At 35.9% G+C, this 24,877-nt stretch carries 20 protein-coding genes; 18 read left to right on the top strand and 2 right to left on the bottom strand.

The features are described from left to right. The 12 genes from rnz to rfbB all read left to right on the top strand — a co-directional run bounded on the left by rnz (nucleotide 1) and on the right by rfbB (nucleotide 13,494). Entirely contained in the window at nucleotides 1-930 is a 930-nt protein-coding gene (gene rnz, locus QOR44_RS06035) for a ribonuclease Z (RefSeq protein WP_000405388.1), read from the top strand. Nucleotide 931: 1 nt separating this feature from the next. Then, nucleotides 932-1,693 carry an SDR family NAD(P)-dependent oxidoreductase gene (locus tag QOR44_RS06030; protein ID WP_000124580.1) on the top strand — a complete coding sequence of 254 codons (762 nt, stop codon included), beginning with the start codon at nucleotides 932-934 and terminating at the stop codon, nucleotides 1,691-1,693. Beyond that, nucleotides 1,690-3,888: a single-stranded-DNA-specific exonuclease RecJ gene (gene recJ / locus QOR44_RS06025; RefSeq protein WP_000622226.1), complete on the top strand. Its 2,199-nt coding sequence runs from the start codon at nucleotides 1,690-1,692 to the stop codon at nucleotides 3,886-3,888. Before QOR44_RS06030 ends, recJ begins: the two co-directional genes overlap by 4 nt. Nucleotides 3,889-4,039: 151 nt before the next feature. Then, a complete protein-coding gene (locus QOR44_RS06020; RefSeq protein ID WP_283572684.1) occupies nucleotides 4,040-6,604 on the top strand; it encodes a GBS Bsp-like repeat-containing protein in 2,565 nt (854 codons plus the stop codon). Between the two features lie 122 nt (nucleotides 6,605-6,726). Next, the gene (locus QOR44_RS06015) at nucleotides 6,727-7,245 is read left to right on the top strand and encodes an adenine phosphoribosyltransferase (protein ID WP_000365343.1); all 519 of its coding nucleotides are present in this window, start codon (nucleotides 6,727-6,729) and stop codon (nucleotides 7,243-7,245) included. A gap of 117 nt (nucleotides 7,246-7,362) precedes the next feature. Continuing rightward, complete coding sequence (locus QOR44_RS06010; protein ID WP_000221657.1) at nucleotides 7,363-8,043, top strand: DnaD domain-containing protein; 681 nt, start codon at nucleotides 7,363-7,365, stop codon at nucleotides 8,041-8,043. A 103-nt stretch (nucleotides 8,044-8,146) separates the two neighbouring features. Then, nucleotides 8,147-8,830 (top strand): tRNA (adenine(22)-N(1))-methyltransferase, encoded by a 684-nt coding sequence (locus tag QOR44_RS06005; RefSeq protein WP_000365677.1) that lies wholly within the window; start codon nucleotides 8,147-8,149, stop codon nucleotides 8,828-8,830. Next, complete coding sequence (locus QOR44_RS06000; RefSeq protein WP_000647415.1) at nucleotides 8,820-9,608, top strand: Nif3-like dinuclear metal center hexameric protein; 789 nt, start codon at nucleotides 8,820-8,822, stop codon at nucleotides 9,606-9,608. Before QOR44_RS06005 ends, QOR44_RS06000 begins: the two co-directional genes overlap by 11 nt. Nucleotides 9,609-9,616: 8 nt before the next feature. Beyond that, the gene (locus QOR44_RS05995) at nucleotides 9,617-10,720 is read left to right on the top strand and encodes an NAD(P)/FAD-dependent oxidoreductase (protein WP_000716833.1); all 1,104 of its coding nucleotides are present in this window, start codon (nucleotides 9,617-9,619) and stop codon (nucleotides 10,718-10,720) included. A gap of 58 nt (nucleotides 10,721-10,778) precedes the next feature. Next, a complete protein-coding gene (rfbA, locus tag QOR44_RS05990; RefSeq protein ID WP_000676112.1) occupies nucleotides 10,779-11,648 on the top strand; it encodes a glucose-1-phosphate thymidylyltransferase RfbA in 870 nt (289 codons plus the stop codon). Next, on the top strand, nucleotides 11,648-12,241 hold the full coding sequence (locus QOR44_RS05985; RefSeq protein WP_000139156.1) for a dTDP-4-dehydrorhamnose 3,5-epimerase family protein: 594 nt from the start codon (nucleotides 11,648-11,650) through the stop codon (nucleotides 12,239-12,241). The genes rfbA and QOR44_RS05985 overlap by 1 nt, the downstream gene beginning before the upstream one ends. A 206-nt stretch (nucleotides 12,242-12,447) precedes the next feature. After that, on the top strand, nucleotides 12,448-13,494 hold the full coding sequence (gene rfbB, locus QOR44_RS05980) for a dTDP-glucose 4,6-dehydratase (RefSeq protein WP_000134280.1): 1,047 nt from the start codon (nucleotides 12,448-12,450) through the stop codon (nucleotides 13,492-13,494). 51 nt (nucleotides 13,495-13,545) lie between these two features. Here the strand turns inward: rfbB and hylB are convergent, their stop codons facing one another. Further along, the gene (hylB, locus tag QOR44_RS05975; RefSeq protein WP_017646963.1) at nucleotides 13,546-16,779 is read right to left on the bottom strand and encodes a hyaluronate lyase; all 3,234 of its coding nucleotides are present in this window, start codon (nucleotides 16,777-16,779) and stop codon (nucleotides 13,546-13,548) included. Between the two features lie 217 nt (nucleotides 16,780-16,996). Here hylB and QOR44_RS05970 point away from each other — a divergent pair, with 217 nt between their 5' ends. From QOR44_RS05970 to budA, 6 genes are all read left to right on the top strand, one after another. Continuing rightward, entirely contained in the window at nucleotides 16,997-17,479 is a 483-nt protein-coding gene (locus QOR44_RS05970; protein ID WP_000163512.1) for an NUDIX hydrolase, read from the top strand. Next, complete coding sequence (locus QOR44_RS05965) at nucleotides 17,469-17,930, top strand: NUDIX hydrolase (protein ID WP_000796044.1); 462 nt, start codon at nucleotides 17,469-17,471, stop codon at nucleotides 17,928-17,930. The genes QOR44_RS05970 and QOR44_RS05965 overlap by 11 nt, the downstream gene beginning before the upstream one ends. A gap of 91 nt (nucleotides 17,931-18,021) precedes the next feature. Continuing rightward, complete coding sequence (locus tag QOR44_RS05960; protein WP_001081531.1) at nucleotides 18,022-19,212, top strand: AI-2E family transporter; 1,191 nt, start codon at nucleotides 18,022-18,024, stop codon at nucleotides 19,210-19,212. Then, on the top strand, nucleotides 19,202-20,428 hold the full coding sequence (locus QOR44_RS05955; RefSeq protein WP_000934874.1) for a tetratricopeptide repeat protein: 1,227 nt from the start codon (nucleotides 19,202-19,204) through the stop codon (nucleotides 20,426-20,428). The genes QOR44_RS05960 and QOR44_RS05955 overlap by 11 nt, the downstream gene beginning before the upstream one ends. A 109-nt stretch (nucleotides 20,429-20,537) precedes the next feature. Continuing rightward, the gene (gene alsS, locus QOR44_RS05950) at nucleotides 20,538-22,220 is read left to right on the top strand and encodes an acetolactate synthase AlsS (RefSeq protein WP_000140344.1); all 1,683 of its coding nucleotides are present in this window, start codon (nucleotides 20,538-20,540) and stop codon (nucleotides 22,218-22,220) included. Nucleotides 22,221-22,233: 13 nt separating this feature from the next. Continuing rightward, nucleotides 22,234-22,953 (top strand): acetolactate decarboxylase, encoded by a 720-nt coding sequence (gene budA / locus QOR44_RS05945; protein WP_000005480.1) that lies wholly within the window; start codon nucleotides 22,234-22,236, stop codon nucleotides 22,951-22,953. A 53-nt stretch (nucleotides 22,954-23,006) separates the two neighbouring features. Here the strand turns inward: budA and QOR44_RS05940 are convergent, their stop codons facing one another. Further along, the gene (locus QOR44_RS05940) at nucleotides 23,007-24,662 is read right to left on the bottom strand and encodes an Rqc2 family fibronectin-binding protein (protein WP_000006729.1); all 1,656 of its coding nucleotides are present in this window, start codon (nucleotides 24,660-24,662) and stop codon (nucleotides 23,007-23,009) included. Nucleotides 24,663-24,877: the final 215 nt, after the last annotated feature.

Here is a 24,877-nt window from a genome sequence, read left to right as displayed (position 1 = left end):
ATGGAAATTCAATTTTTAGGAACTGGAGCTGGTCAACCAGCGAAAGCTCGTAATGTTTCAAGTTTAGTCTTGAAATTATTAGATGAAATTAACGAGGTTTGGATGTTTGATTGTGGAGAGGGTACACAACGTCAAATTTTAGAAACCACGATTAAACCTCGTAAAGTCAAAAAAATTTTTATCACGCACATGCACGGAGACCATGTTTTTGGTCTTCCAGGTTTTTTATCCAGTCGGGCTTTTCAAGCCAATGAAGAACAGACAGATTTAGATATTTATGGACCGGTTGGTATAAAAAGTTTTGTTATGACTGGCTTAAGGACATCAGGTTCACGTTTACCTTATCGAATCCATTTTCACGAGTTTGATGAATCATCACTCGGAAAAATTATGGAAACAGATAAATTTACCGTTTATGCAGAAAAGCTAGATCATACTATCTTTTGTATGGGATATCGTGTTGTACAAAAAGACCTTGAGGGCACTTTAGATGCTGAAGCATTGAAACTAGCAGGTGTTCCATTTGGTCCTCTTTTTGGGAAAGTCAAAAATGGTGAGAATGTTACCTTAGAAGATGGTAGAGAAATTATTGCTAAAGATTATATTTCTGAACCGAAAAAGGGTAAAGTAATCACTATTTTGGGAGATACTAGAAAAACAGATGCAAGTATTAGGTTAGCTTTGGGCGCTGATGTTTTAGTTCACGAATCCACTTATGGTAAGGGTGATGAGCGAATTGCTAAATCGCATGGGCATTCAACCAATATGCAAGCAGCTGATATCGCTAAACAAGCAAATGCTAAACGATTATTATTAAATCATGTTAGTGCTCGTTTTATGGGGCGAGATTGTTGGCAAATGGAAGAAGATGCAAAGACGATTTTTTCAAATACCCATCTTGTTAGAGATTTGGAAGAAGTAGGTATATAAAATGGCAAGAACGATACTGATTACAGGTGCTTCTGGTGGTTTAGCACAGGCAATTATTAACCAATTACCTCAAGACGACCATTTAATTGTCACAGGGAGATCAAGAGAAAAACTTGAAAAGCTTTATGGAAAGAGACCAAATACCTTATGTTTATCACTAGACATAATTAATGACACTGCTGTAACGAATACGATTGAAAAAATTTATGGTGAATTTGGTCAAATTGATATTTTAATTAATAATGCTGGATTTGGTTCTTTTAAAGAATTTTGGGATTATAGTGATGAAGAAGTCAAAGACATGTTTGCTGTGAATACATTTGCAACGATGTCTATAGCTCGTCAGATAGGACATAAGATGTCTCTTGTAAAATCTGGTCATATCGTTAACATTGCAAGCATGGCCGGCCTCATAGCAACAAGTAAAGCAAGTGTTTATGGGGCTAGTAAGTTTGCTGTCGTTGGATTTTCGAATGCTCTTCGTTTAGAATTAGCAGAAAAAAATGTTTATGTGACAAGTGTAAACCCTGGACCAATCAAAACAGGATTTTTTGCTCAGGCTGATCCAAGTGGCGATTATTTAGCAAGTATAGGTCGTTTTGCTCTAACACCAGAAAAAGTAGCTAAAAAAGTAGTTTCTATTCTTGGAAAAAATAAGAGAGAATTAAATCTTCCTTTTATATTAGCTTTTGCGCATAAATGTTATAGTTTATTTCCAAAAACAGCTGATTATTTTGCCAGAAAGGTATTCAATTATAAATGATATCTGCTAAGTATAGTTGGGTCCTCAATAACCAAAAGCCAGACGCTGGCTTTTTTGAGGCTTCAAAAAAAGAAAAGATAAGTGAAGCGGTGGCTTCCTTAATTTATTCGCGAGGTATTAAGACATCAGCGGAATTACATCATTTTTTACAAACTAATTTGGAAAATCTCCATGATCCTTATTTGTTAAATGATATGGATAAAGCTGTTAATCGTATTAGACGAGCTATTGAAAATAATGAAACTATTTTAGTTTATGGAGACTATGATGCTGATGGAATGACATCAGCATCAATCATGAAAGAAGCTTTAGATATGATGGGAGCTGAAGTCCAGGTTTATCTCCCAAATCGTTTTACAGATGGTTACGGTCCCAATGAAAGTGTTTATAAATATTTTATTGAACAACAAGATGTTTCATTAATCATTACGGTTGATAATGGTGTGGCAGGGCATGAAGCAATCGCATATGCTCAAAATCAAGGTGTGGACGTGGTAGTTACTGATCATCACAGTATGCCAGCAGATTTACCTTGTGCTTATGCTATTATTCACCCAGAACATCCTGATGCTAATTATCCATTTCCTTATTTAGCAGGGTGTGGTGTTGCTTTCAAAGTAGCTTGTGCTCTCTTAGAAACAATCCCGACAGAAATGTTGGATTTGGTTGCTATTGGGACGATTGCAGATATGGTTAGCCTAACTGATGAAAATCGTATCATGGTAAAAGCTGGACTTGAAGTTATGAAAGATAGTGAAAGAATAGGCTTACAGGAGCTAATATCTTTATCAAATATTGATTTAAAAACACTAAATGAAGAAACTATTGGATTTAAAATTGCTCCACAATTAAACGCTTTAGGAAGACTTGATGACCCTAATCCAGCTATTGAATTACTGACAGGGTTTGATGATGAAGAATCTCAAGCAATAGCCCAAATGATTGATCAAAAAAATGAAGAGCGCAAAGAAATCGTTCAAACTATCTTTGACCAAGCTATGCAAATGCTTGATCAAACAAAGCCTGTACAAGTTTTAGCAAAAGAAAATTGGCATCCAGGGGTTTTAGGTATTGTGGCGGGTCGTATTTTAGAGAGAACTGGGCAACCTGTTATTGTTTTGAATATTGAAGATGGTATTGCTAAAGGAAGTGCCAGAAGTGTAGAAGCACTTGATATTTTTCAAGCTTTTGACCAGCATCGAGAATTATTCATTGCTTTTGGAGGTCACAGCGGAGCAGCAGGCATGACTTTAGAGGAAAGTAAGGTGGGTGATCTTTCTCAAGTTTTGTGTGACTATATCTCTAAAAAACAATTGGACATGAGTCAGAAAAAAACTCTGACAATTGATAGTGAGCTACGTTTTGACGAACTTAGTTTAGACACTGTTAGAGATTTTGAAAAGTTAGCGCCATTTGGAATGGATAATAAAAAGCCAGTCTTTTTGTTAAAAGATTTTAAAGTGAGTCAAGCCAGAGTCATGGGGCAAAACGGTGCTCATCTGAAATTAAAACTAGAACAAGATGGACAAGCACTTGATTTGGTAGCATTTAATATGGGGAGTCAACTACAAGAGTTTCAACAAGCACAACATTTGGAGTTAACTGTCACTTTATCTGTTAATCAATGGAATGGTGCCACAACCCTACAATTAATGTTGGAGGATGCGCGTGTAGATGGTATTCAATTATTTGATATTAGAAGCAAAGCAAGTAGCCTACCTCATGGAGTGCCAATCCTGTCTCAAGAAGAGCAGAGCAAAGAAGTTATCCTTTTGACTGTTCCCGATCATCCACAAGAATTAAAACAAATGACTCAAGGTAAACAGTTTGATGCCATCTATTTTAAAAATGAGATACCAAAAAATTATTTTATATCTGGTTATGGTACACGTGATCAGTTTGCTAGTTTATATAAAACAATATATCAATTCCCAGAATTTGACGTTCGTTATAAGTTAAAAGAGCTCAGTTCCTACCTTCATATCCCTGATATTTTATTAATTAAAATGATTCAAATTTTTGAAGAACTACATTTTGTTACGATTACAGAGGGGATTATGACAGTCAATAAAGAAGCAGAAAAGCGAGATATCTCTGAGAGTCAAATTTATCAAGAATTAAAAGAGACAGTTAAGTTTCAAGAATTAATGGCTTTAGGGACACCTAAAGAAATATATGATTTTATGATGAGTTGATAATATACTAAAGAAGCCACTTTTTAAGTGGTTTTTTTGGTATATAAATAAGTTATTTCAATAATAATATTGCAAATATTATTAAAATATAATAAAATTAAGAAAATAATGGAATTTTTGATAAAGAATATTAAAGGTGAGGATAAAATCTATGAGACCTATCGTTAGAAAAAAGATGTACAAAAAAGGCAAATTTTGGGTCGTTGCAGGTATCGTTACTATTTTAGGTGGTAGTGCAATTCTTGGTCAAGATGTCAAGGCAGAACAGGCAGAAGCAGTAACTTCAACGATCTCAGAGAAAACTGATAGCAGTCAGACTATTTCGGATACTTCCAAGTTAACGTCACCTGTTAATTCCTCGGAGGCTATGAAAAATAGTACAGAGCCTTTAATAAAAACAGCCTTTGCGACATCTGTTTCATCTAATCCTAGAGAGATAGCAGCTACCCCAGTCAAAACCTTTGATGCTAGCTCAAAAGTTGTTGTAAAAGCTAGTACTGCTGAGCACTCAGCAAATCAAACAAATTCTAATGTTAATCAAATAGCTAATGATAGTGAAGTTATTACTCAACAAAATTCAACAAAGCAATTACCAACAGTGACTTACTCTGCTCATGTTCAAGATATTGGATGGCAAAAGTCGGTTGATAATGCAACAGTTTCAGGTACAGTAGGACAGGAAAAGCAGGTTGAGGCAATAAAATTGTCTATTAAAGCCCCTGAAGGAATAACAGGAAAACTTAGCTATAAAACTTATGTTAAAGGACAAGGTTGGCAACCTTCAGTAGAGAGTGGTCAAGTTAGTGGTACTGTTGGTCAGAGTAGACCTATTGAAGCACTAAGCATTAACCTTACTGATAATTTACAAAAATTATATGATGTCTATTATCGTGTTCATATTCAAGATATCGGGTGGATGGCTTGGGCTAAAAATGGAGCTTACGCTGGAACTTTGGGAATGTCAAAGCGCCTTGAAGCTTACGAGGTAAAGTTTACCCTTAAAGGACAATCTGTTTTAACACCAACTATACCTAAGGGAGAGAGACCTGTCTTAAATTATCAGGTTAAGGTAGGCCAAAATGGTTGGCAATCTAATAAACTTGAAGGACAAATGGCGGGAACTTTAGGAGAATCCAAAGCCCTAGATGGAGTAAAATTCACTCTTAGCACCTTGAAGTATGGGGACATTCTCTATCGTACTCATGTACAAGATAAAGGTTGGGGAGAAATTTTAGGTAGTCAAACAAGTAAGGATTATCAAGGAAAAAGACTAGAAGCTATTCAATTGGACTTAAGTGGGAATTTAAAACAAAATTATGATATTTATTATCGCGCTCACGTCCAAGATAAAGGTTGGATGGCTTGGCAAAAAAATAATAATGTAGCAGGTACAGTCGGAGAATCGAAACGTTTAGAGGCTTTGGAAGTAAAACTAGTAGCTAAAGCTTCAGATTTTAGTTCCCAAACAGATCATTCATTCTTAGAAATGAAGCATCCTGGATTAAGTTATCAAACTTATCTTCAAAAAGATGGTTGGAAACCAACGGTTTTGGAAGGCCAATTAGGAGGTAGTATTGGACTTTCAAAATCTATAAAAGCCATCAAACTTAACTTAGGTAGTACAGCTCTAGGAAATATAGAATATAGAACTTTTCTTAATGGTTCAGGTTGGCAAACTGTTGTTAATGCAGGGAGAGAAAGTAATGTACCAAATGAATCTCAACAAGTAGAAGCTATTCAGATGCGATTGACAGGTCTGCTATCGAAAACCTATAGTGTGATGTATCGAGTTCACATGCAAGATTATGGTTGGCAGGATTGGACTTATAACAATAACATCGCTGGTAGTACTAACCAAGGAAAACGAATTGAAGCAATCGAAATTAAATTAGTTGAGACTGCTAAAATACCTGTAACTGTCCAAACGACCTATAAGGGAACTGGAAACTATAATGTACGAGTGACAAATGTTATTAGTCCTGGGAATTTAAAAATTGCTATTTGGTCAGATAAAAACAATCAGGATGACCTTAAGTGGTATACCGTCACACCCAAAAATCATGACGCTACATTGACATTTAATGTTACAAATCATAGAGACAATGGTAAATACTTTATCCATGTTTATCAGGAAAATGCTTCTAATCAAAAACAATTATTGGTAAAAACTTCTCTACAAGTCGCACATTCAAATTATAATACTCCTTACTTTAGCCAACGTGATGGAAGGTGGGCAAGTCGAAGATATGGTATGGCAACTTTAGGAGAAACTGGTTGTGTACCAACTTCTCTAGCTATGATTTTGTCTTCTTTGAAAGGAGAAACTGTTTTACCAACGCAAATTGCAGATTACCTTTACCATAAGACAGTTGAATTTAATCGTGGTGTTCAAGGAACAACTTCTAGAGGAATTTTAAAAGCAGCCAAAGAATGGGGTGTAACTGCAACTGCATTAGGAACTCAAGCTAACCTTGTACAAGCGTTGAAGGATGGTTATCATGTCCTAGCGGCAGTACAAAATAATGTTTTTGTTCTTCATGGAAGTCATGAAATCGTTCTCAAAGGATATAATAACGGACTGACACATGTCTCTGACCCTTACACACCGTCCTTGTCTGGTTGGTATCCAATTTCACAACTTTGGAAAGAACAGAGCTATTATAGTGAGGATAGAATTGATATTGGAGCACCTTTTGTCAAGGTAACAGATGCCTAATTTTTTAAACCATATGCAAAACTGGCATATGGTTTAAAAGTTTCCAGTACTATTTTATTTAATTTTATGATATAATGAAGAGTAAAACATTTTAGGGGTTTCCCCTTAGAAAGACAAGTGAAATGGATTTAAATAATTACATCGCTTCAATTGAAAACTATCCTCAAGAAGGAATTACTTTCCGTGATATCTCCCCATTAATGGCTGATGGTAAAGCATACAGCTATGCTGTTCGTGAAATTGTACAATATGCTGCTGATAAAGATATTGATATGATTGTTGGACCAGAAGCTCGTGGCTTTATTGTTGGTTGCCCAGTTGCTTATGCTCTTGGTATTGGTTTTGCTCCAGTCCGTAAACCAGGTAAATTACCACGCGAAGTTATTTCAGCTGACTATGAAAAAGAATATGGTCTTGATACATTGACAATGCACGCAGATGCTATTAAACCAGGTCAACGTGTTTTAATTGTTGATGACCTTTTAGCTACTGGTGGAACAGTAAAAGCGACAATTGAAATGATTGAAAAACTTGGTGGCGTTGTCGCAGGCTGTGCTTTCCTAGTTGAACTTGATGGATTAAATGGTCGTAAAGCTATTGAAGGTTATGATACTAAGGTATTGATGAACTTTCCAGGATAAGGCCTATTCAAGATAGATGAATGATAAGGGCGCCTCTAAGTGCTATGATAATAGTTGAGAGGTGCTTTTTGTTACACATTTCATAATTTTAGGACGATAGAGAGGATTTGAAAGGTTATGACTTATTTGGAACAATATCAGTCAGGGCAATTGACTCTACCAAGTGCTTTATTTTTTCACTTTAAATCTATTTTTAAGACAGCAGACGATTTTTTAGTTTGGCAATTTTTCTATTTACAAAATACAACTAATTTATCCGATCTAACACCGAGCCGTATTGCGACATCACTTGATAAAACAGTGGCAGATATCAATCGTTCTATATCGAATTTAACAAGTCAAGGTTTACTAGATGTCAAAACAATTGAGTTGAATCATGAAATCGAGATTATCTTTGATACAAGCCCTGTGTTTGCTAAATTAGATAAACTTTTCGAAGAGGATAATCAAGTAATAATAGACAATAAAACCTCTGATTCGAATCGTCTGAAAGATTTAGTAGGAGACTTCGAACGTGAATTAGGTCGTTTATTAAGTCCTTTTGAATTAGAAGATTTACAAAAGACACTGCAAGAAGATCAGACAGATCCTGATATTGTTAGGGCAGCTCTTAGAGAAGCGGTTTTCAATGGGAAAACAAGTTGGAATTATATCAATGCTATCCTTCGCAACTGGCGGCGTGAAGGATTGACGACACTTCGACAAATTGAAGAGAGAAAACAAGCACGTGAAGATAACCAAATGAAAGATTTAGCTATTTCGGATGATTTTAAAAATGCAATGAATTTATGGGAATAAGTTTACTAGGAGGAGACAGAATGGTTGATACATTAGGTCTGCTCCTTTTCTTTTGATGTTAATGATGTTATACTTTTAACAGAGAAAAACTGAAGGAAATACAATGGATTTACAATTATCAAAACGATTACAAAAAGTTGCAAACTATGTTCCAAAAGGAGCTCGGTTATTAGATGTAGGGAGTGATCATGCTTACTTACCTATTTTTTTGTTGCAGATGGGATACTGTGATTTTGCCATCGCTGGTGAAGTGGTGAATGGACCGTATCAGTCTGCGTTGAAAAACGTTTCAGAACATGGTCTCACTTCAAAGATAGATGTTCGCTTAGCAAATGGTTTGTCAGCTTTTGAAGAAGCAGATAATATTGATACGATAACTATCTGTGGAATGGGTGGTCGTTTGATTGCTGATATTTTGAATAACGATATAGACAAACTTCAGCACGTTAAAACACTAGTCTTACAACCTAATAATCGGGAAGATGATTTAAGAAAATGGTTAGCTGCAAATGATTTTGAAATAGTAGCAGAAGATATCTTGACTGAAAATGACAAATGCTATGAAATTTTAGTTGTTAAGCATGGTCATATGAATTTAACTGCTAAAGAATTGCGATTTGGTCCATTTTTATTATCCAATAACACAACGGTTTTTAAAGAAAAATGGCAAAACGAGCTTAATAAATTAACTTTTGCTTTAAACTCTATTCCTAATAGTAAAATTGAAGAACGCGCTATTTTGGAAGATAAAATACAGGATATAAAGGAGGTTCTTGATGAAAGCTAGAGAACTTATTGATGTATATGAAACTTATTGTCCACAGGAATTATCTATGGAAGGAGATATTTCAGGTCTTCAAATTGGATCTTTAGATAAAGAAATAAAGACAGTCATGGTAGCTTTAGATGTTCGAGAGACTACAGTAGCTGAAGCAATTGAACGTCAAGTAGATCTTCTTATTGTAAAGCATGCTCCTATTTTTCGTCCATTAAAGGATTTGGTAGCAACACCGCAAAATAAGATTTATATAGACCTTCTTAAATCAGACATTGCTGTTTATGTGAGCCATACTAATATAGATATCGTTCCTAATGGACTTAACGACTGGTTTTGTGAATTATTAGATATTCAATATCCCGATATATTATCTGAGACAAGTAATGGTTATGGTATTGGTCGCATTGGTGATGTTAGACCCCAGAGTTTTGAATTTTTTGCATGGAAAATTAAAGATGTGTTTGGTTTAGATAGCGTTCGTTTAGTTTCATATGATAAATCTAATCCTGAAATTCAACGAGTTGCTATTTGTGGGGGTAGTGGGCAAAGTTTCTACAAAGAAGCTATTGCAAAAGGAGCAGATGTTTTTGTAACGGGAGATATTTATTATCATACTGCACAAGAAATGATCACAAATGGTTTGCTTGCGATTGACCCAGGCCATCATATTGAGGTTTTATTTGTTTCTAAAATAGCTACTATGATTGAGCAGTGGAAACTTGAAAAAGGCTGGGATATTTCAGTTTTAGAGAGTAAAGCTCCAACAAATCCCTTTTACCATATGTAGGAGCTATTATGAAAAAGATAGCAATTATTGGTGCAGGAGCAGTCGGAGCGACACTAGCCTATTACTTATCAAAAGAAAAGGATATTCAGGTTACTGTTTTTGATTATGGAGTTGGACAAGCAACTAAGGCTGCTGCGGGGATTATTAGCCCATGGTTTTCAAAACGTCGTAATAAAGCCTGGTATCGCATGGCGAGGTTGGGGGCTGATTTTTATTCAAAGCTAGTCACGGATTTACAAAAAGATGGTTTTGAAACAAAATTTTATCAGCAAACTGGTGTTTTCTTATTAAAAAAGGACGAGAGTCAGTTAGAGTCATTGTTTGCACTAGCAGATAAACGTCGACTAGAATCTCCTCTAATAGGTGATTTACAAATACTAAATAAAAGTGAAGCAAATACTCACTTTCCTGAGTTAGATGGCTATGAACAGTTACTTTATGCGAGTGGAGGAGCACGAGTAGAAGGGGCGGACTTAACACGAATATTGTTAGAAGCAAGTGGTGTTAATGTCATCAAGGATGAAGTTCACTTTACGATAACTGATAATGGCTTTCGTGTTCAAGGAATTGATTTTGATAAACTTGTTTTAGCGAGTGGAGCCTGGCTAGCTAAGATATTAGATGAGCACAACTATCAGGTAGATGTTCGCCCTCAAAAAGGGCAATTGCGAGACTATTATTTTAGCAATATTAATACAGGAAAATATCCTGTTGTAATGCCAGAAGGTGAGCTAGATATTATCCCATTTGATAATGGTAAAGTCTCTGTAGGTGCAAGTCACGAAAATGATATGGCTTTTGATTTAAACATTGATTTAAAAGTCTTAGACAAGTTTGAAGAGCAAGCTATTGGCTATTTTCCGCAATTAAAAAAAGCAGATACGACTTCTGAACGTGTTGGAATTCGTGCCTATACAAGTGATTTTTCTCCATTTTTTGGCCCTGTCCCTTGTATGGAGGGTGCATATGCTGCAAGTGGATTAGGATCAACTGGCTTAACAGTGGGCCCATTAATTGGTTATGAATTATGTCAATTAATCTTAAATAAAGAAAATCAGCTAAATTTAGAGGATTACGATATTACGAAATACGTGAAAAAGATTAGTAGATGATAGCGTTTAAAAAAAGTGTTATAATATGTAGGATTAATATAAATAAGGAGACCTTACTATGAAAGGTATTATTTTAGCGGGAGGTTCAGGTACTCGCTTGTACCCATTAACTCGTGCTGCATCAAAACAATTGATGCCAATTTATGATAAACCAATGATTTATTATCCATTGTCAGTTTTGATGTTGGCAGGAATAAAAGAAATACTGATTATTTCTACTCCACAAGATTTGCCTCGCTTTGAAGATATGCTTGGAGATGGTTCAGAACTAGGAATCTCTCTTTCTTATGCTGAACAACCAAGCCCAGATGGGTTAGCACAGGCCTTCATTATCGGTGAAGATTTTATTGGCGATGATCACGTTGCTTTAGTATTAGGTGATAATATTTACCATGGACCAGGTTTATCTGCAATGCTACAACGTGCAGCTAGTAAAGAAAGTGGAGCAACCGTCTTTGGCTATCAAGTAAAAGATCCAGAACGTTTTGGTGTTGTCGAGTTTGATACTGATATGAATGCCATTTCTATTGAAGAAAAACCAGCGCAACCTAAGTCTAATTATGCTGTCACAGGTCTTTATTTCTATGATAACGATGTGGTTGAAATCGCTAAAAATATTAAGCCAAGCCCTCGTGGAGAACTTGAAATTACTGATGTTAACAAAGCCTACCTTGATAGAGGTGACTTATCAGTTGAGTTAATGGGACGTGGATTTGCGTGGTTAGACACTGGAACTCACGAAAGTCTTCTTGAAGCAGCACAATATATTGAAACAGTACAACGCATGCAAAATGTTCAAGTTGCTAACCTTGAGGAAATTGCTTACCGCATGGGCTACATCACTCGTGAACAAGTCCTTGAGTTGGCACAACCACTTAAGAAAAATGAGTATGGTCAATACCTACTTCGTTTGATTGGAGAAGCCTAATGACTGAACAATTTTTTGATAAAGAATTAACTTGTCGCCCAATTGAAGCCATTCCTGGATTGTTGGAATTCGATATTCCCGTTCGTGGAGACAACCGTGGATGGTTCAAAGAGAACTTTCAAAAAGAAAAAATGATACCGCTTGGTTTCCCAGAAAGCTTCTTTGAGGCAGACAAACTACAAAATAATATTTCGTTTAACAAGAAAAATACTTTGCGAGGTCTCCATGCAGAGCCTTGGGATAAATATGTTTCGATCGCTGATGAAGGACGTGTGATCGGTACTTGGGTTGACCTCCGTGAAGGTGACAGTTTTGGTAACGTTTACCAAACGATTATCGATGCCTCAAAAGCTATCTTTGTTCCACGCGGCGTTGCTAATGGTTTCCAAGTTCTTTCAGATAAAGCAGCTTATACTTATCTCGTTAACGATTATTGGGCACTTGAACTCAAACCAAAATATGCTTTCGTTAACTATGCAGATCCAAATCTAGGCATTCAGTGGGAAAACCTTGAAGAAGCAGAAGTCTCAGAAGCAGATAAGAATCACCCGCTTCTCAAAGATGTAAAACCTTTGAAGAAGGAAGATTTGTAATTTTCAACTTCTTAAAAGGCATTAATCTTAGCAAGTAAAAACGAATTGGCAATGTTGTTTGACGCAAGGGTGAAAGGAAACATGCAAAAGGCTTGTTCTCTCAGGGATTTGAAATATTGATTTCTTAGGCATGACATTCCATAGAACTACTTCTAACAGAACAGTATCCTTCAAACAGCAAAAAGAAAAAATTTTTCGGAGAAAAAATGACTGAATTTAAAAACATTATCGTAACTGGTGGAGCTGGTTTCATCGGATCAAACTTTGTACACTATGTTTACAATAACCACCCAGATGTTCATGTAACTGTCCTTGATAAATTGACATATGCAGGTAACCGTGCTAACATTGAAGCCATTCTTGGTGATCGTGTTGAGTTAGTTGTTGGTGACATCGCTGACGCTGAATTGGTAGACAAATTGGCTGCCAAAGTGGATGCTATTGTTCACTATGCGGCTGAGAGTCACAACGATAACTCATTGGAAGATCCAAGTCCATTTATCCATACAAACTTTATCGGAACTTACACTTTGCTTGAAGCAGCTCGTAAATACGATATCCGTTTCCACCACGTGTCAACTGATGAAGTTTATGGAGATCTTCCACTTCGTGAAGACCTTCCAGGAAATGGTGAAGGACCAGGTGAAAAATTCACTGCTGAAACAAAATACAATCCATCATCACCTTACTCATCAACTAAGGCAGCTTCTGACCTTATCGTTAAGGCATGGGTACGTTCCTTCGGCGTAAAAGCGACCATTTCGAACTGTTCAAATAACTATGGACCATACCAACACATCGAAAAATTCATTCCACGTCAAATTACAAATATCTTGGCAGGAATCAAACCAAAACTTTATGGTGAAGGTAAAAACGTCCGTGACTGGATCCACACAAATGACCATTCAACAGGTGTCTGGGCTATTTTGACTAAGGGTCGTATTGGTGAAACATACCTTATTGGTGCCGACGGTGAGAAAAACAACAAGGAGGTTCTTGAACTTATCCTTGAGAAAATGGGTCAACCAAAAGACGCTTACGATCACGTGACTGACCGTGCTGGTCATGATCTTCGTTACGCTATCGATTCTACAAAATTGCGTGAAGAACTTGGTTGGGAACCACAATTCACAAACTTCTCAGAAGGTTTGGAAGAAACAATCAACTGGTACACTGAAAACCAAGATTGGTGGAAAGCAGAAAAAGATGCTGTAGAAGCCAAGTATGCTAAAACTCAAGAAGTCATTAAGTAATTGAACCAAAAAACCTATCATTTTGATGATAGGTTTTTTATGTACGGCTAGTTAGATAGCTAATTGGTCTGTTTTTGTCATTGTTTGAGGTTGGTAATAGACATTTTGATAGTCATTACCAACTTTTTGTACTAGGTAAAGTCCCGCTTTATTCATTTTGAATTGATTGTTAATGAGACTCTCTTGATTATCGTGTTTGATAACAGCCCAAGTTTGACTGTTTTTATCATAGATAACTTGTTGTTTTGAACTATTTTCTAGTAATTCTACTTCTTTGCTATTGGCTAATTTATCAAAACTTGTGCGATCAATGTTTGGAACCATCATGTAACCATAGCTATCACCTTTGTTGTCATGTTTTTGGCTTATAGTGATAAAAGGATTGCTAACGATTGAGGTATTTTTAGAAGTACGATTAATGCTGTTCCAAGTACCTGTTTGCTCTTTGCGTTCAATATCAATAGTGCTATTTTTAAAGAAGATATAACCAATATTGCGACCAGGTTCTTTTGATTCTAAAAAGACACTTTTTGTATCTGTAAATTGTTGAGAACTTGCTTGTTTTAAATCAATAGTTTTTCCATTGACGTATGTAGTATAAGGTGTTTTAGAATCGTCTTTTCGTTGATCAATTGTTGTAGAAACATTTCCAACGCCGTTAGTATTCTTGATGTTGCTACCTAAAAAGACAATCTTATCATTTAAGATAACCCAACCTTTTTGTGCTGTTAAGGTGCGATCCCAGTTAGTAAAGTCCATAGCGGCAAGAGCAAAGTGATCATTAAGTTTGACGGAACCAACAAAGTCAGATGTTCCTGTAACTTGGCCAGTCATAACTTTAGAATTTTTATTGGTTTTGTCATATCTATTCATTAATTTCTTTATAGTGTCTTCACGACCAGTATCTTTTTCAGTTGTTCCAGCCATTTTATAAGGATTGACGGTTGGCCAAAAATGATTACTATAATGAGATTGATCACTATTATAAAGATAGAACATACCATCTCCGGTATACCAACCACGTGTATTTTCATCATTCATTCCTTCATAGTTGAGGGTACGTTTAGAATGTAATGAAAGTGCGAAACCAAAGTCTTTCTCGGCATTATAATAAGCTAAGCGGTCCATGCTATTAAAGGTTGATAAATTACTTTTTAAAGGTTTAGTAGCGACTGTACTGTCATTAAGCAGCTTATTCATGTTGGCAATATCGGAATACGATTTGAGGTTATTGAAGACGTTGTAGAATTTATTTGAAGTGATAATCGTTTTAATAGTTGATTTGAGGTCTAAGTTTCGCTCTTCATTAGACATGTTAGCCAATCTGAGGAAACCTCTGAGAACTTCAACTGCAGCCGCATGCGAAGAAGAAGCCTCTCTACTAATTGAGCGTCCACGACTCATATCCATTAACTCACCTTTTACAATTAAAGGTAAAAATGATTGATTAATCCATTTATAAATCATATCGAGTTCTTGATTAGAGATTTTATAGTCAGTTTCTTGAATGATAGGCAGTAATTGTGTCAAACCATCTATCAGAACATTACCATAGGCGCCAGTATAAGCAACATTTGTATGGTCGATGTAAGAACCGTCAGCATAGAAGCCTTCAGCTTTAGTAGCAGTAGTAAAAAGATTTTTTAGAGAATGAGAAGTTTTTTCGATAATAGTATTGTCTTTACGAAGTAAACCTTCAATGATTTTAACGCGCCCCATATCTACTAGATTACCGCCAAGGGCTTTAAATGGATTGACAAGCGTTTTACGGAAATATCCTGCATCAGGAACAAAGTGTTCAATTGGGTCGGTATAAGTTTTTATTTCAGCGTCAGTGAAGTAGTTATTCATGAGAGCTAGGGTAGCTGTAATTGAGCGAGGAACACCGATTTCAAAATCCCACCAATTGGCAGAGCCTTCTATATCTTTATTAACATTGTAGAAGTTTTGATGAAGCCAAGCCAGGCTCTCTTTTACAGTACGAATAGCTTTTTCATTTTTGTAAATAGTAGAGTGTGGGTTGGTGATTTGTTTAGCTAAATCTTCCAAACGACGATAAGTAGCGGTTAACTGTGCTGAATTATTGAGATCTTTCAAGTCTTCCCAAAGGAAAGTGCGATTAGAATCCAGTTTGATAGCTTTGATGTTTTTGGCGTTAGTTTCATCTAATTTCTGATTAAGCTTTTGCATGTTCGAATCATTAGTATCGTAAACATGATTACCAATAGTCACGTCGTTCCATTTGTCGAGGAGTTTTGTAAAGTTATCTTCTGTTGAAGCTGTAACTGATAACGGTACTTCTTTAATTATTTTGCCAGATTTATCAGATATTTTAACAGTTGTTGAACCAGTAGCGCTTGGATACAATATTCCACCAACAATTTTCCCAAGAGACGGATTGGTTAGAGTGTATTGGTAGTCAGCTTTATTAAAAACGTAATTTTTGTTTAAAGCCGTATTAACGCTTTCTTCAATTTGTGTTGTGACGGGTTGTGGATGCTCTGAGTCTTTAGGGCCTTTTGCTTTCATTGATATATTATCAAAAGTAACAGAACCAGTTCCTTTTTCATAATAAAGTTCAAGTGTCACCTCGGAGACATTTAACTTTGGGTTATATATCTTTGTTAAGGTATGTTTGTTAGTAGTACCGCTGGTCATCTCAGAAAGCCAAAGTCGCGTATTGTTGTCTTTTTTCTCCATAATACGAAGGAAAGCTTGTCCAGCCTTGTTACTTGTTTCAATATCAAACTTAACCTCATATTTTTTAGTGGGATCAATGTTCACTTTTTGTGTTACAGCACCTCGAAATTCTTTGTCGCTGGATAGGCTTACTTGGCCTTGTTCGGTACGTTGGATAATAGGTGATTTATTTACAGATTTAGTTTGGTCGATATAAGTATTCCAATCCTTGGCTCCGTAAAGATTTGTCCATTGACTTTTCTTATCAATGATTGTTTCTTTAAAATCTCCGTTTTTCACCAGCTCCTTATTTTGAGTTTGATTATCTACTACTTGTTTCATTGTGCTATGAGTGGCTGTTGCAGTTGCGGTTGAAGCTGTGGGGTTAGACAGATCTTGTTGTGTGGTTGTGGTGCTAGTCTCTTTGACAGTGGTACTTTCAGTCTGGGGAGCTTCAACATTATTAGTTTGAGTATCTCTTATTTGGGACGTTGAGGTAGTTTTGGTAAACTCTTCAGCTTTAGCTTGGTAACTATTGTTAACCAATATTGTTCCTAAAATAAGGGCTGAATAAAGCATAATACGATGTTTCTTTTTGATTTCCATTTTTTACTCCTTAGGTTTTAAAATTGTAAACCGGTTTTTCCTAATTATAGCATGCTTTAAAGGTTTATGATAAAGAACCTTTAAAATGTCATCAAAGTGAAAAGTAAATAACTGGTAAACAAAATAATTTGTTTAATCATCTGTGTGCTACTTTGATAGTAAATTGCCTAAATAAAGGCTATTTTTTGTTATAATATGAGAATGAGAGGAGTTTGAAATGACTAAATTAGCAACAATTTGTTACATTGACAATGGCAAGGAATTACTTCTATTGCACCGCAACAAAAAAGAGAATGATGTTCATGAGGGAAAGTGGATCTCGGTAGGCGGTAAACTGGAGGCAGGTGAAACTCCTGATGAATGTGCTAAGCGTGAAATTCTAGAAGAAACCCATTTAACAGTAAAAAAAATGGATTTTAAAGGAGTCATCACTTTTCCTGAATTTACGCCAGGTCATGATTGGTATACCTATGTCTTTAAAGTAACAGATTATGAAGGAGAGTTAATTTCAGATGATGAATCACGAGAAGGAACTTTAGAATGGGTACCATATGATCAAGTTCTCTCTAAGCCAACGTGGCAAGGAGATTACGAAATTTTTAAATGGATTTTAGAAGATGTTCCTTTCTTTTCTGCTAAGTTTGTTTATGATGAACACCAAAATTTAATTGAAAAGACGGTTAATTTTTATGAAAAATAGAGATTTTAGGCTTAGAGAACAGCTCGAAACATTCGGAGTCAGAGTTTCTGCTTTAATCATAGAAAATCAAAAACTGCTATTAATATATGCTCCTCATCTCGATAAATACTATTTGCCAGGTGGGGCGCTTCAAGTTGGAGAAGATAGCAATAAGGCTGTTGCGAGAGAAGTACTTGAGGAAATAGGTCTTCACAGCCAAGTTGGTGATTTAGCCTATATTATTGAGAATCAGTTTAATATTAAGAGACATCATTATCACTCAGTTGAATTTTTATATTTTGTTAATCTCTTGGGTCAGGCGCCAGAATCTATCAAAGAAGGAACGCATAAGCGACATTTTGTATGGCTTCCAATAAAAGAATTAACAAAAATTGATTGTAATCCTAATTTTTTAGCACAGGATTTGATAGAATGGCCAGGTCATGTTGTGCATAAAATTGTTCAAAATTAACTTTTTACTCTCTTGTTTTGAGTTTAATTTAATTTAACGTGTTATAATAAATGAGAATTAAAATTAGAATTCATCTTGAAAGGATATGTGAATGAATCGACCATCAGAAAAAGAATTTAAAAATAGTTTGTTTTTTAAATGGATCTTAAATAATCAAGCAGTTATTGCTCTCATGATTACCTTTTTGGTATTTTTAACGATTTTTATTTTTACCAAAATCTCTTTTATGTTTAAACCTGTGTTTGATTTTCTTGCTGTGCTGATATTGCCGCTTGTAATTTCTGGATTGCTTTATTACCTATTAAAACCTATGGTTACATTTTTAGAGAAGCGGGGAATTAAGCGTGTAACAGCGATATTAGCAGTTTTTACTATTATAATCCTTCTGTTAATTTGGGCAATGTCTAGTTTTATTCCCATGATGAGTAATCAATTACGCCATTTTATGGAAGATCTCCCTTCATATGTGAATAAAGTGCAAATGGAAACAAGTTCGTTTATAGATCACAACCCTTGGTTAAAATCTTATAAAGGGGAAATATCGAGCATGTTATCTAATATCAGTAGCCAAGCGGTCTCTTATGCTGAAAAATTTTCAAAGAATGTTTTAGATTGGGCAGGAAATTTAGCTAGTACAGTTGCACGTGTGACAGTAGCAACAATCATGGCTCCCTTTATTTTGTTTTATCTTTTAAGAGATAGTCGCAACATGAAGAATGGTTTCTTAATGGTTTTACCAACCAAACTACGCCAACCAACTGATCGTATTTTGCGAGAAATGAATAGTCAAATGTCAGGGTATGTGCAAGGACAAATCATTGTTGCTATTACTGTTGGTGTTATTTTTTCAATAATGTATAGTATTATAGGCCTCAGATATGGCGTGACATTAGGGATTATTGCCGGTGTGTTAAATATGGTTCCCTATTTGGGAAGTTTTGTCGCCCAAATTCCAGTGTTTATCTTAGCGCTTGTCGCAGGACCTGTTATGGTTGTTAAAGTTGCGATTGTTTTTGTTATTGAGCAAACTCTAGAAGGACGCTTTGTCTCACCCTTGGTTTTAGGTAATAAACTTAGCATTCATCCAATTACAATTATGTTTATTTTATTAACCTCTGGAGCGATGTTTGGTGTTTGGGGAGTATTCCTCAGTATTCCGATTTATGCATCTATCAAAGTTGTTGTTAAAGAATTGTTTGATTGGTACAAAGCTGTCAGTGGGCTATATACAGTAGATGTTGTTACTGAAGAAAGAAGTGAAGAAGTTAAAAATGTTGAATAGTGAAAAAATGATTGTTTCTATCCAAAATCAGGATTTAGAACATGCTAACAAGTATTTCGAAAAAGCGTTGAAAAATGATCCTGAGGAAGTCTTGTTGGAACTAGGAGCTTATTTGGAGAGTATTGGTTTTTTACCCCAAGCAAAACGTCTCTATGATCAAATCCGACCAAATTATCCAGAAGTTGCTATCAATTTAGCTCAAATTGTTGCCGAAGATGGAGATATTGAACAAGCATTCTTATACTTAGATTATATCTCAGAAGATAGTCAAGAGTATGTTTCAGCCCTCCTTGTTATGGCTGACTTATATGATATGGAAGGCTTGACTGATGTTGCGCGTGAAAAGCTTTTGCTAGCCAGCAAACTTAGCGATGACCCATTGGTTACATTTGGTTTAGCTGAAATGAACCTTAGTTTGGAACATTATCAAGAAGCGATAGAAGGATATGCCTCACTTGACAATCGAGAAATCTTAGAAACGACTGGAGTTTCAACTTATCAGCGTATTGGTAAATCCTACGCTATTATGGGGAAATTTGATGCAGCTATCGAATTTTTAGAAAAAGCCGTTGACATTGAGTATGATGATTTAACAGTTTTTGAGTTAGCAACAATCCTTTATGATCAAGAAGAATATCAAAAAGCTAACCTTTATTTTAAACAGTTGGATACTATTAATCCAGACTTTGCTGGCTATGAATATATCTATGGTTTATCTCTTCGTGAGGAGCATAAATCTGAAGAAGCTTTACGTCTAGTTCAGCAAGGTATTCGTAAAAATAGTTTTGATGGTCAACTTCTCTTACTAGCCTCACAATTATCGTATGAATTACATGATGTTCATTCGTCGGAGTCTTATTTGAAACAAGCTGAAAAAGTTTCTGAAAATCAAGATGAAATTGTTATGAGATTGTCAAATTTGTATCTTGAAGAAGAGCGGTTTGAGGAAGTTTTGGAATTAGACAATGATAATTTAGAAAATATCCTTGCAAAATGGAATATCGCTAAAGCACACAAGGCTTTAGAAATGGATGATAGTGTAGACTATTATCAATCTTTGTATAATGATTTAAAAGATAATCCAGAATTTTTACAAGATTATGCTTACATTTTGAGAGAATTTGGTTACCTTGATAAGGCACAAGAAGTAGGAAAGGCTTATTTAAAATTAGTTCCAGATGATATAGAGATGTCAGAATGGGTGAATAACATTTAAATAGGAAAACACTTACAGAAAAAAATAAAAAATTCACAAGTAAATTTTCACAATCTGATGTAAAAACTGTGATATAATTGAACCATTCTTGTGAAAAGAGGGAGATAAAATGACAGAATCACATAATCAATATGGGGCTGACTTAATTGTCGATAGCCTCATTAATCATGATGTCAAATATGTTTTTGGTATCCCAGGAGCTAAGATTGACCGCGTATTTGACACTCTAGAAGATAAAGGTCCAGAGTTAATTGTTGCTCGTCATGAGCAGAACGCGACTTTTATGGCTCAGGCTGTCGGGCGTATTACGGGAGAACCAGGAGTTGTTATTGCAACTAGTGGACCTGGGATCTCGAACTTGGCAACAGGGTTAGTTACTGCGACAGATGAAGGTGATGCTGTTCTAGCAATTGGTGGACAGGTTAAGCGAGGAGATTTATTGAAACGTGCTCATCAATCAATGAATAACGTTGCTATGCTGGAACCTATTACAAAATATTCTGCTGAGGTTCATGACCCTAATACTTTGTCAGAAACTGTTGCAAACGCCTATCGTCTTGCTAAATCTGGTAAACCAGGAGCAAGTTTTATCTCTATTCCTCAAGACGTTACAGACAGTCCAGTCTCAGTAAAAGCAATCAAACCTCTTAGTGCACCTAAATTGGGTTCGGCATCTGTTTTAGATATTAATTATTTAGCGCAAGCTATTAACAATGCTGTTTTACCGGTACTGTTATTAGGAAATGGCGCATCTTCAGAGGGAGTAACTGCTGCCGTACGTCGACTTCTTGATGCTGTTAAACTACCAGTAGTAGAAACTTTCCAAGGTGCGGGTATTGTGTCACGTGAGCTCGAGGATGAAACATTCTTTGGTCGTGTAGGCCTCTTCCGTAATCAACCTGGAGATATGCTTTTGAAGCGTGCAGACCTAGTTATTGCTATCGGGTATGACCCTATTGAATATGAGGCGCGTAACTGGAATGCTGAAATTTCTGCTCGTATTATTGTTATTGACGTTGAACAAGCAGAAATTGATACGTATTTCCAACCCGAGCGAGAACTGATTGGAGACATGGCACATACACTTGATTTACTTTTACCAGCTATTAAAGGATATGAATTGCCTGAAGGTTCAAAAGAGTATTTGAAAGGTCTTCGTAATAACATTGAAAACGTTAGCGATGTTAAATTTGATCGTGACTCAGCTCATGGACTTGTTCATCCTCTTGATCTCATTGATGTACTCCAAGAAAATACCACCGATGACATGACTGTTACAGTTGATGTGGGAAGCCATTATATTTGGATGGCTCGCTACTTTAAATCATATGAAGCGCGTCACTTGCTCTTCTCAAACGGAATGCAAACATTAGGAGTTGCTCTACCTTGGGCAATTTCTGCGGCTCTTTTGCGTCCCAACACAAAAGTTATTTCAGTTTCTGGTGATGGTGGCTTCTTATTCTCAGCTCAAGAGTTAGAAACTGCAGTTCGTCTTCATCTACCAATTGTTCACATTATTTGGAACGATGGAAAATATAACATGGTTGAATTCCAAGAAGAAATGAAGTATGGCCGTTCTTCAGGTGTTGACTTTGGACCAGTTGATTTTGTAAAATACGCTGAAAGTTTCGGTGCTAAAGGTTACCGTGTAGACAGCAAAGACAGTTTTGAAGAAACACTCAAACAAGCTCTAATTGATGCTGAAAATGGACCAGTGTTGATTGATGTGCCTATTGACTATAAAGATAACGTGACACTAGGTGAAACAATCTTACCTGACGAGTTCTACTAAGATGAGGTCTAATATGTCAGAAACAGTTAAATTATTTCAATACAGTACCTTGAGTTCACTGATGGCAGGATTGTACAAAGGCAGTCTAACTATCGGAGAATTATTAACTCACGGTGACTTAGGAATCGGTACTGTTCATATGATTGATGGTGAATTGATTGTATTGGATGGGAAAGCTTATCAAGCTATTGGTACAGATGGTAAAGCAGAGATTATCCAATTATCAGATGATGTGACAGTACCCTATGCAGCGGTTTTACCACACCATATCCAAAAACAATTTGATATCAATGCTGAGACAGATAATAAGGATTTGGAAGAGATGATTCTAAAAAACTTTGAAGGTCAAAATCTCTTTAAGTCTTTAAAAATCAAAGGAACGTTTTCAAGAATGCACGTTCGTATGATTCCAAAATCTCCACAACATAAACGTTTTGCAGATATTGCATCTAATCAGCCAGAATTTACCAGAGAGAATGTATCTGGTACGTTGGTTGGGATTTGGACGCCGGAATTATTTCATGGTGTGGGGGTAAAGGGGTTCCATGTCCACTTTATTTCAGACGATTTAACTTTCGGTGGGCATGTTATGGATTACTCGCTCACACAAGGAAAAGTTGAAATTGGGAAGGTTGACCAACTTGACCAATGTTTCCCAACTCAAGATCAAGAATTTTTGGAAGCTAACTTTGACCTACAAAAGCTTAGAGAAGATATTGATTTAAGTGAATAAGAATACCTATAAATAATTAATAACACTAAAAATAGACAGGGATATGTCCCAGTCTATTTTTTTAGTTTAAGGCTATCTATTTTTTCTTGTGTGGGAGTGACTCGTAAGGTTTTTTGACCAGTGTAAGTTACAAAACCTGGCTTAGTACCACTTGGTTTATTGAGTTTTTTTGCTTCAATCATGTCTACTTGAACAAGATTGGAGAGACGAGCTTTAGAGTAATAAGCAGCTAACTCGGCGGCATCTGTCTTAACCTCGTCACTTGGATTGAGGTTATCCCGAATTAACACATGACTTCCGGGGATATCCTTGGCATGAAACCACAACTCCCCTTTACGAGCCATTTTAAATGTTAACTCGTCATTTTGGAGATTATTACGTCCCACCATAATAATAGTCTTGCCATCGGATGCTAAATATTGTTCAGGTTTTTTGCGCTTATGTTGTTTATCATGTGCGCGTCGCTTAATAAATCCAGTTTCAACAAGTTCTTCACGAATATCATTGATATCTTCCATAGAAGCATGATTTAGCGATGTTTCAACAGATTCAAGGTAGGTGATTGTATTTTCCGTATCTGAAATAATTCCTTTTAAATGTTTTACAGCTTCTTTTAATTTTTGATATTTTTTAAAGTAGCGTTGGGCATTTTGGTTGGGTGTTAAAGCTCGATCAAGTGAAATCTCAATCGTTTGGTTGGTGTAATAATTATCAAGCACAACGACATCTTGATTATTTGGTACCATAGAGAGATAGGTAGTTAGAAGCTCTCCTTTTTGGCGAAATTCCTCTGCATTTTCAGTAGCTAGAAGTTCGTCTTGTTGCTTAGCTAGTTTTTTGATATTTTTCTCTAACTCACTTTGAACACGGTGAATGAGGTCACTAGCTTGCTGTGCTATGCGATCTTTTTCAGCCTTCTCTTGGTAGTAATAATCTAACAATTGTCCAAGAGACTGAAATGTTTCGTGAGTGCTTGAGAATTGGACAGCGGAAAAGGATTTTTCTGTTAGGCTAGGATAATATTCTCTCGAAAAGAATTGACGAAAATCGTTAAGTTTATTGTCTTTCAAACAGTGAGATAATTCTAGGGCAGTATCGCGTCCTAAACCTTGGAAGAGCTGTTGGAGGTTTTTAGGGCTTAGATCATTAGTTTGAAGCAGCTCAAATAGAGTTTGATCAGAAATATCAAAAGGATTGATTGCTTTTGTTTTGGGTGGGGCAATGTAAGTCGAACCAGGAAGGATAGTACGGTAGGAGTTTTGCGAGAAACCAACATGCTTAATTGATTCAATAATTTTATGTTCATTTTTATCAATCAAGATAATGTTACTGTGTTTTCCCATGATTTCAACAACAAGTGTCGCTTTAATATGATCACCGATTTCGTTTTTATTAGACACGACGATTTCTAATATACGGTCATTTTCAATTTGTTGAATGGTTTCAATCACTGCACCTTGCAAATACTTTCTCATAATCATTGTAAAAGTATTTGGATTTTGAGGATTTTGGAAATTTGCTTCGGTAGTTTGGATACGTCCAAATACAGGATGAGCAGATAGGAGTAGTTTATAGTTGCGACGATTATTGCGTATTGTTAATACCAATTCATGGTCAAAAGGTTGGTTAACTTTTTGGATACGTCCTTTTTCAATCTGTTCTTGTAATTCATTTGTGAGGTGATGTAAAAAAAATCCATCAAAAGACATGGCGTCCCCCTTATTCTAAAAATTATAGCTTATTTATTATACCATAGGCTGAGCTAAAAATATTTTTTTATAACGCAAAAGGCTTGCAATTTTCAGAATATAGTATATAATTATAGAAAAATTCATGAGAAAGGATGACTAGTAAATGACTAAAACATTATTTACCAATTGGCAAAACTGGCGTAGATAAAGTTGTGTTTATGGGTGCATAGATA

The sequence above is a fragment of the Streptococcus agalactiae genome (assembly GCF_949788565.1).
Taxonomy (GTDB): Bacteria; Bacillota; Bacilli; order Lactobacillales; family Streptococcaceae; genus Streptococcus; species Streptococcus agalactiae.
Note: the sequence above shows the minus strand (reverse complement) of the source record. Positions and strands in the feature narration are given on the sequence as shown.

Coding starts and splice junctions, on each gene's coding strand:
- rnz (WP_000405388.1), top strand. CDS start 1: ATGGAAATTCAATTTTTAGGAACTGGAGCTGGTCAACCAGCGAAAGCT.
- QOR44_RS06030 (WP_000124580.1), top strand. CDS start 932: ATGGCAAGAACGATACTGATTACAGGTGCTTCTGGTGGTTTAGCACAG.
- recJ (WP_000622226.1), top strand. CDS start 1,690: ATGATATCTGCTAAGTATAGTTGGGTCCTCAATAACCAAAAGCCAGAC.
- QOR44_RS06020 (WP_283572684.1), top strand. CDS start 4,040: ATGAGACCTATCGTTAGAAAAAAGATGTACAAAAAAGGCAAATTTTGG.
- QOR44_RS06015 (WP_000365343.1), top strand. CDS start 6,727: ATGGATTTAAATAATTACATCGCTTCAATTGAAAACTATCCTCAAGAA.
- QOR44_RS06010 (WP_000221657.1), top strand. CDS start 7,363: ATGACTTATTTGGAACAATATCAGTCAGGGCAATTGACTCTACCAAGT.
- QOR44_RS06005 (WP_000365677.1), top strand. CDS start 8,147: ATGGATTTACAATTATCAAAACGATTACAAAAAGTTGCAAACTATGTT.
- QOR44_RS06000 (WP_000647415.1), top strand. CDS start 8,820: ATGAAAGCTAGAGAACTTATTGATGTATATGAAACTTATTGTCCACAG.
- QOR44_RS05995 (WP_000716833.1), top strand. CDS start 9,617: ATGAAAAAGATAGCAATTATTGGTGCAGGAGCAGTCGGAGCGACACTA.
- rfbA (WP_000676112.1), top strand. CDS start 10,779: ATGAAAGGTATTATTTTAGCGGGAGGTTCAGGTACTCGCTTGTACCCA.
- QOR44_RS05985 (WP_000139156.1), top strand. CDS start 11,648: ATGACTGAACAATTTTTTGATAAAGAATTAACTTGTCGCCCAATTGAA.
- rfbB (WP_000134280.1), top strand. CDS start 12,448: ATGACTGAATTTAAAAACATTATCGTAACTGGTGGAGCTGGTTTCATC.
- hylB (WP_017646963.1), bottom strand. CDS start 16,779: ATGGAAATCAAAAAGAAACATCGTATTATGCTTTATTCAGCCCTTATT.
- QOR44_RS05970 (WP_000163512.1), top strand. CDS start 16,997: ATGACTAAATTAGCAACAATTTGTTACATTGACAATGGCAAGGAATTA.
- QOR44_RS05965 (WP_000796044.1), top strand. CDS start 17,469: ATGAAAAATAGAGATTTTAGGCTTAGAGAACAGCTCGAAACATTCGGA.
- QOR44_RS05960 (WP_001081531.1), top strand. CDS start 18,022: ATGAATCGACCATCAGAAAAAGAATTTAAAAATAGTTTGTTTTTTAAA.
- QOR44_RS05955 (WP_000934874.1), top strand. CDS start 19,202: ATGTTGAATAGTGAAAAAATGATTGTTTCTATCCAAAATCAGGATTTA.
- alsS (WP_000140344.1), top strand. CDS start 20,538: ATGACAGAATCACATAATCAATATGGGGCTGACTTAATTGTCGATAGC.
- budA (WP_000005480.1), top strand. CDS start 22,234: ATGTCAGAAACAGTTAAATTATTTCAATACAGTACCTTGAGTTCACTG.
- QOR44_RS05940 (WP_000006729.1), bottom strand. CDS start 24,662: ATGTCTTTTGATGGATTTTTTTTACATCACCTCACAAATGAATTACAA.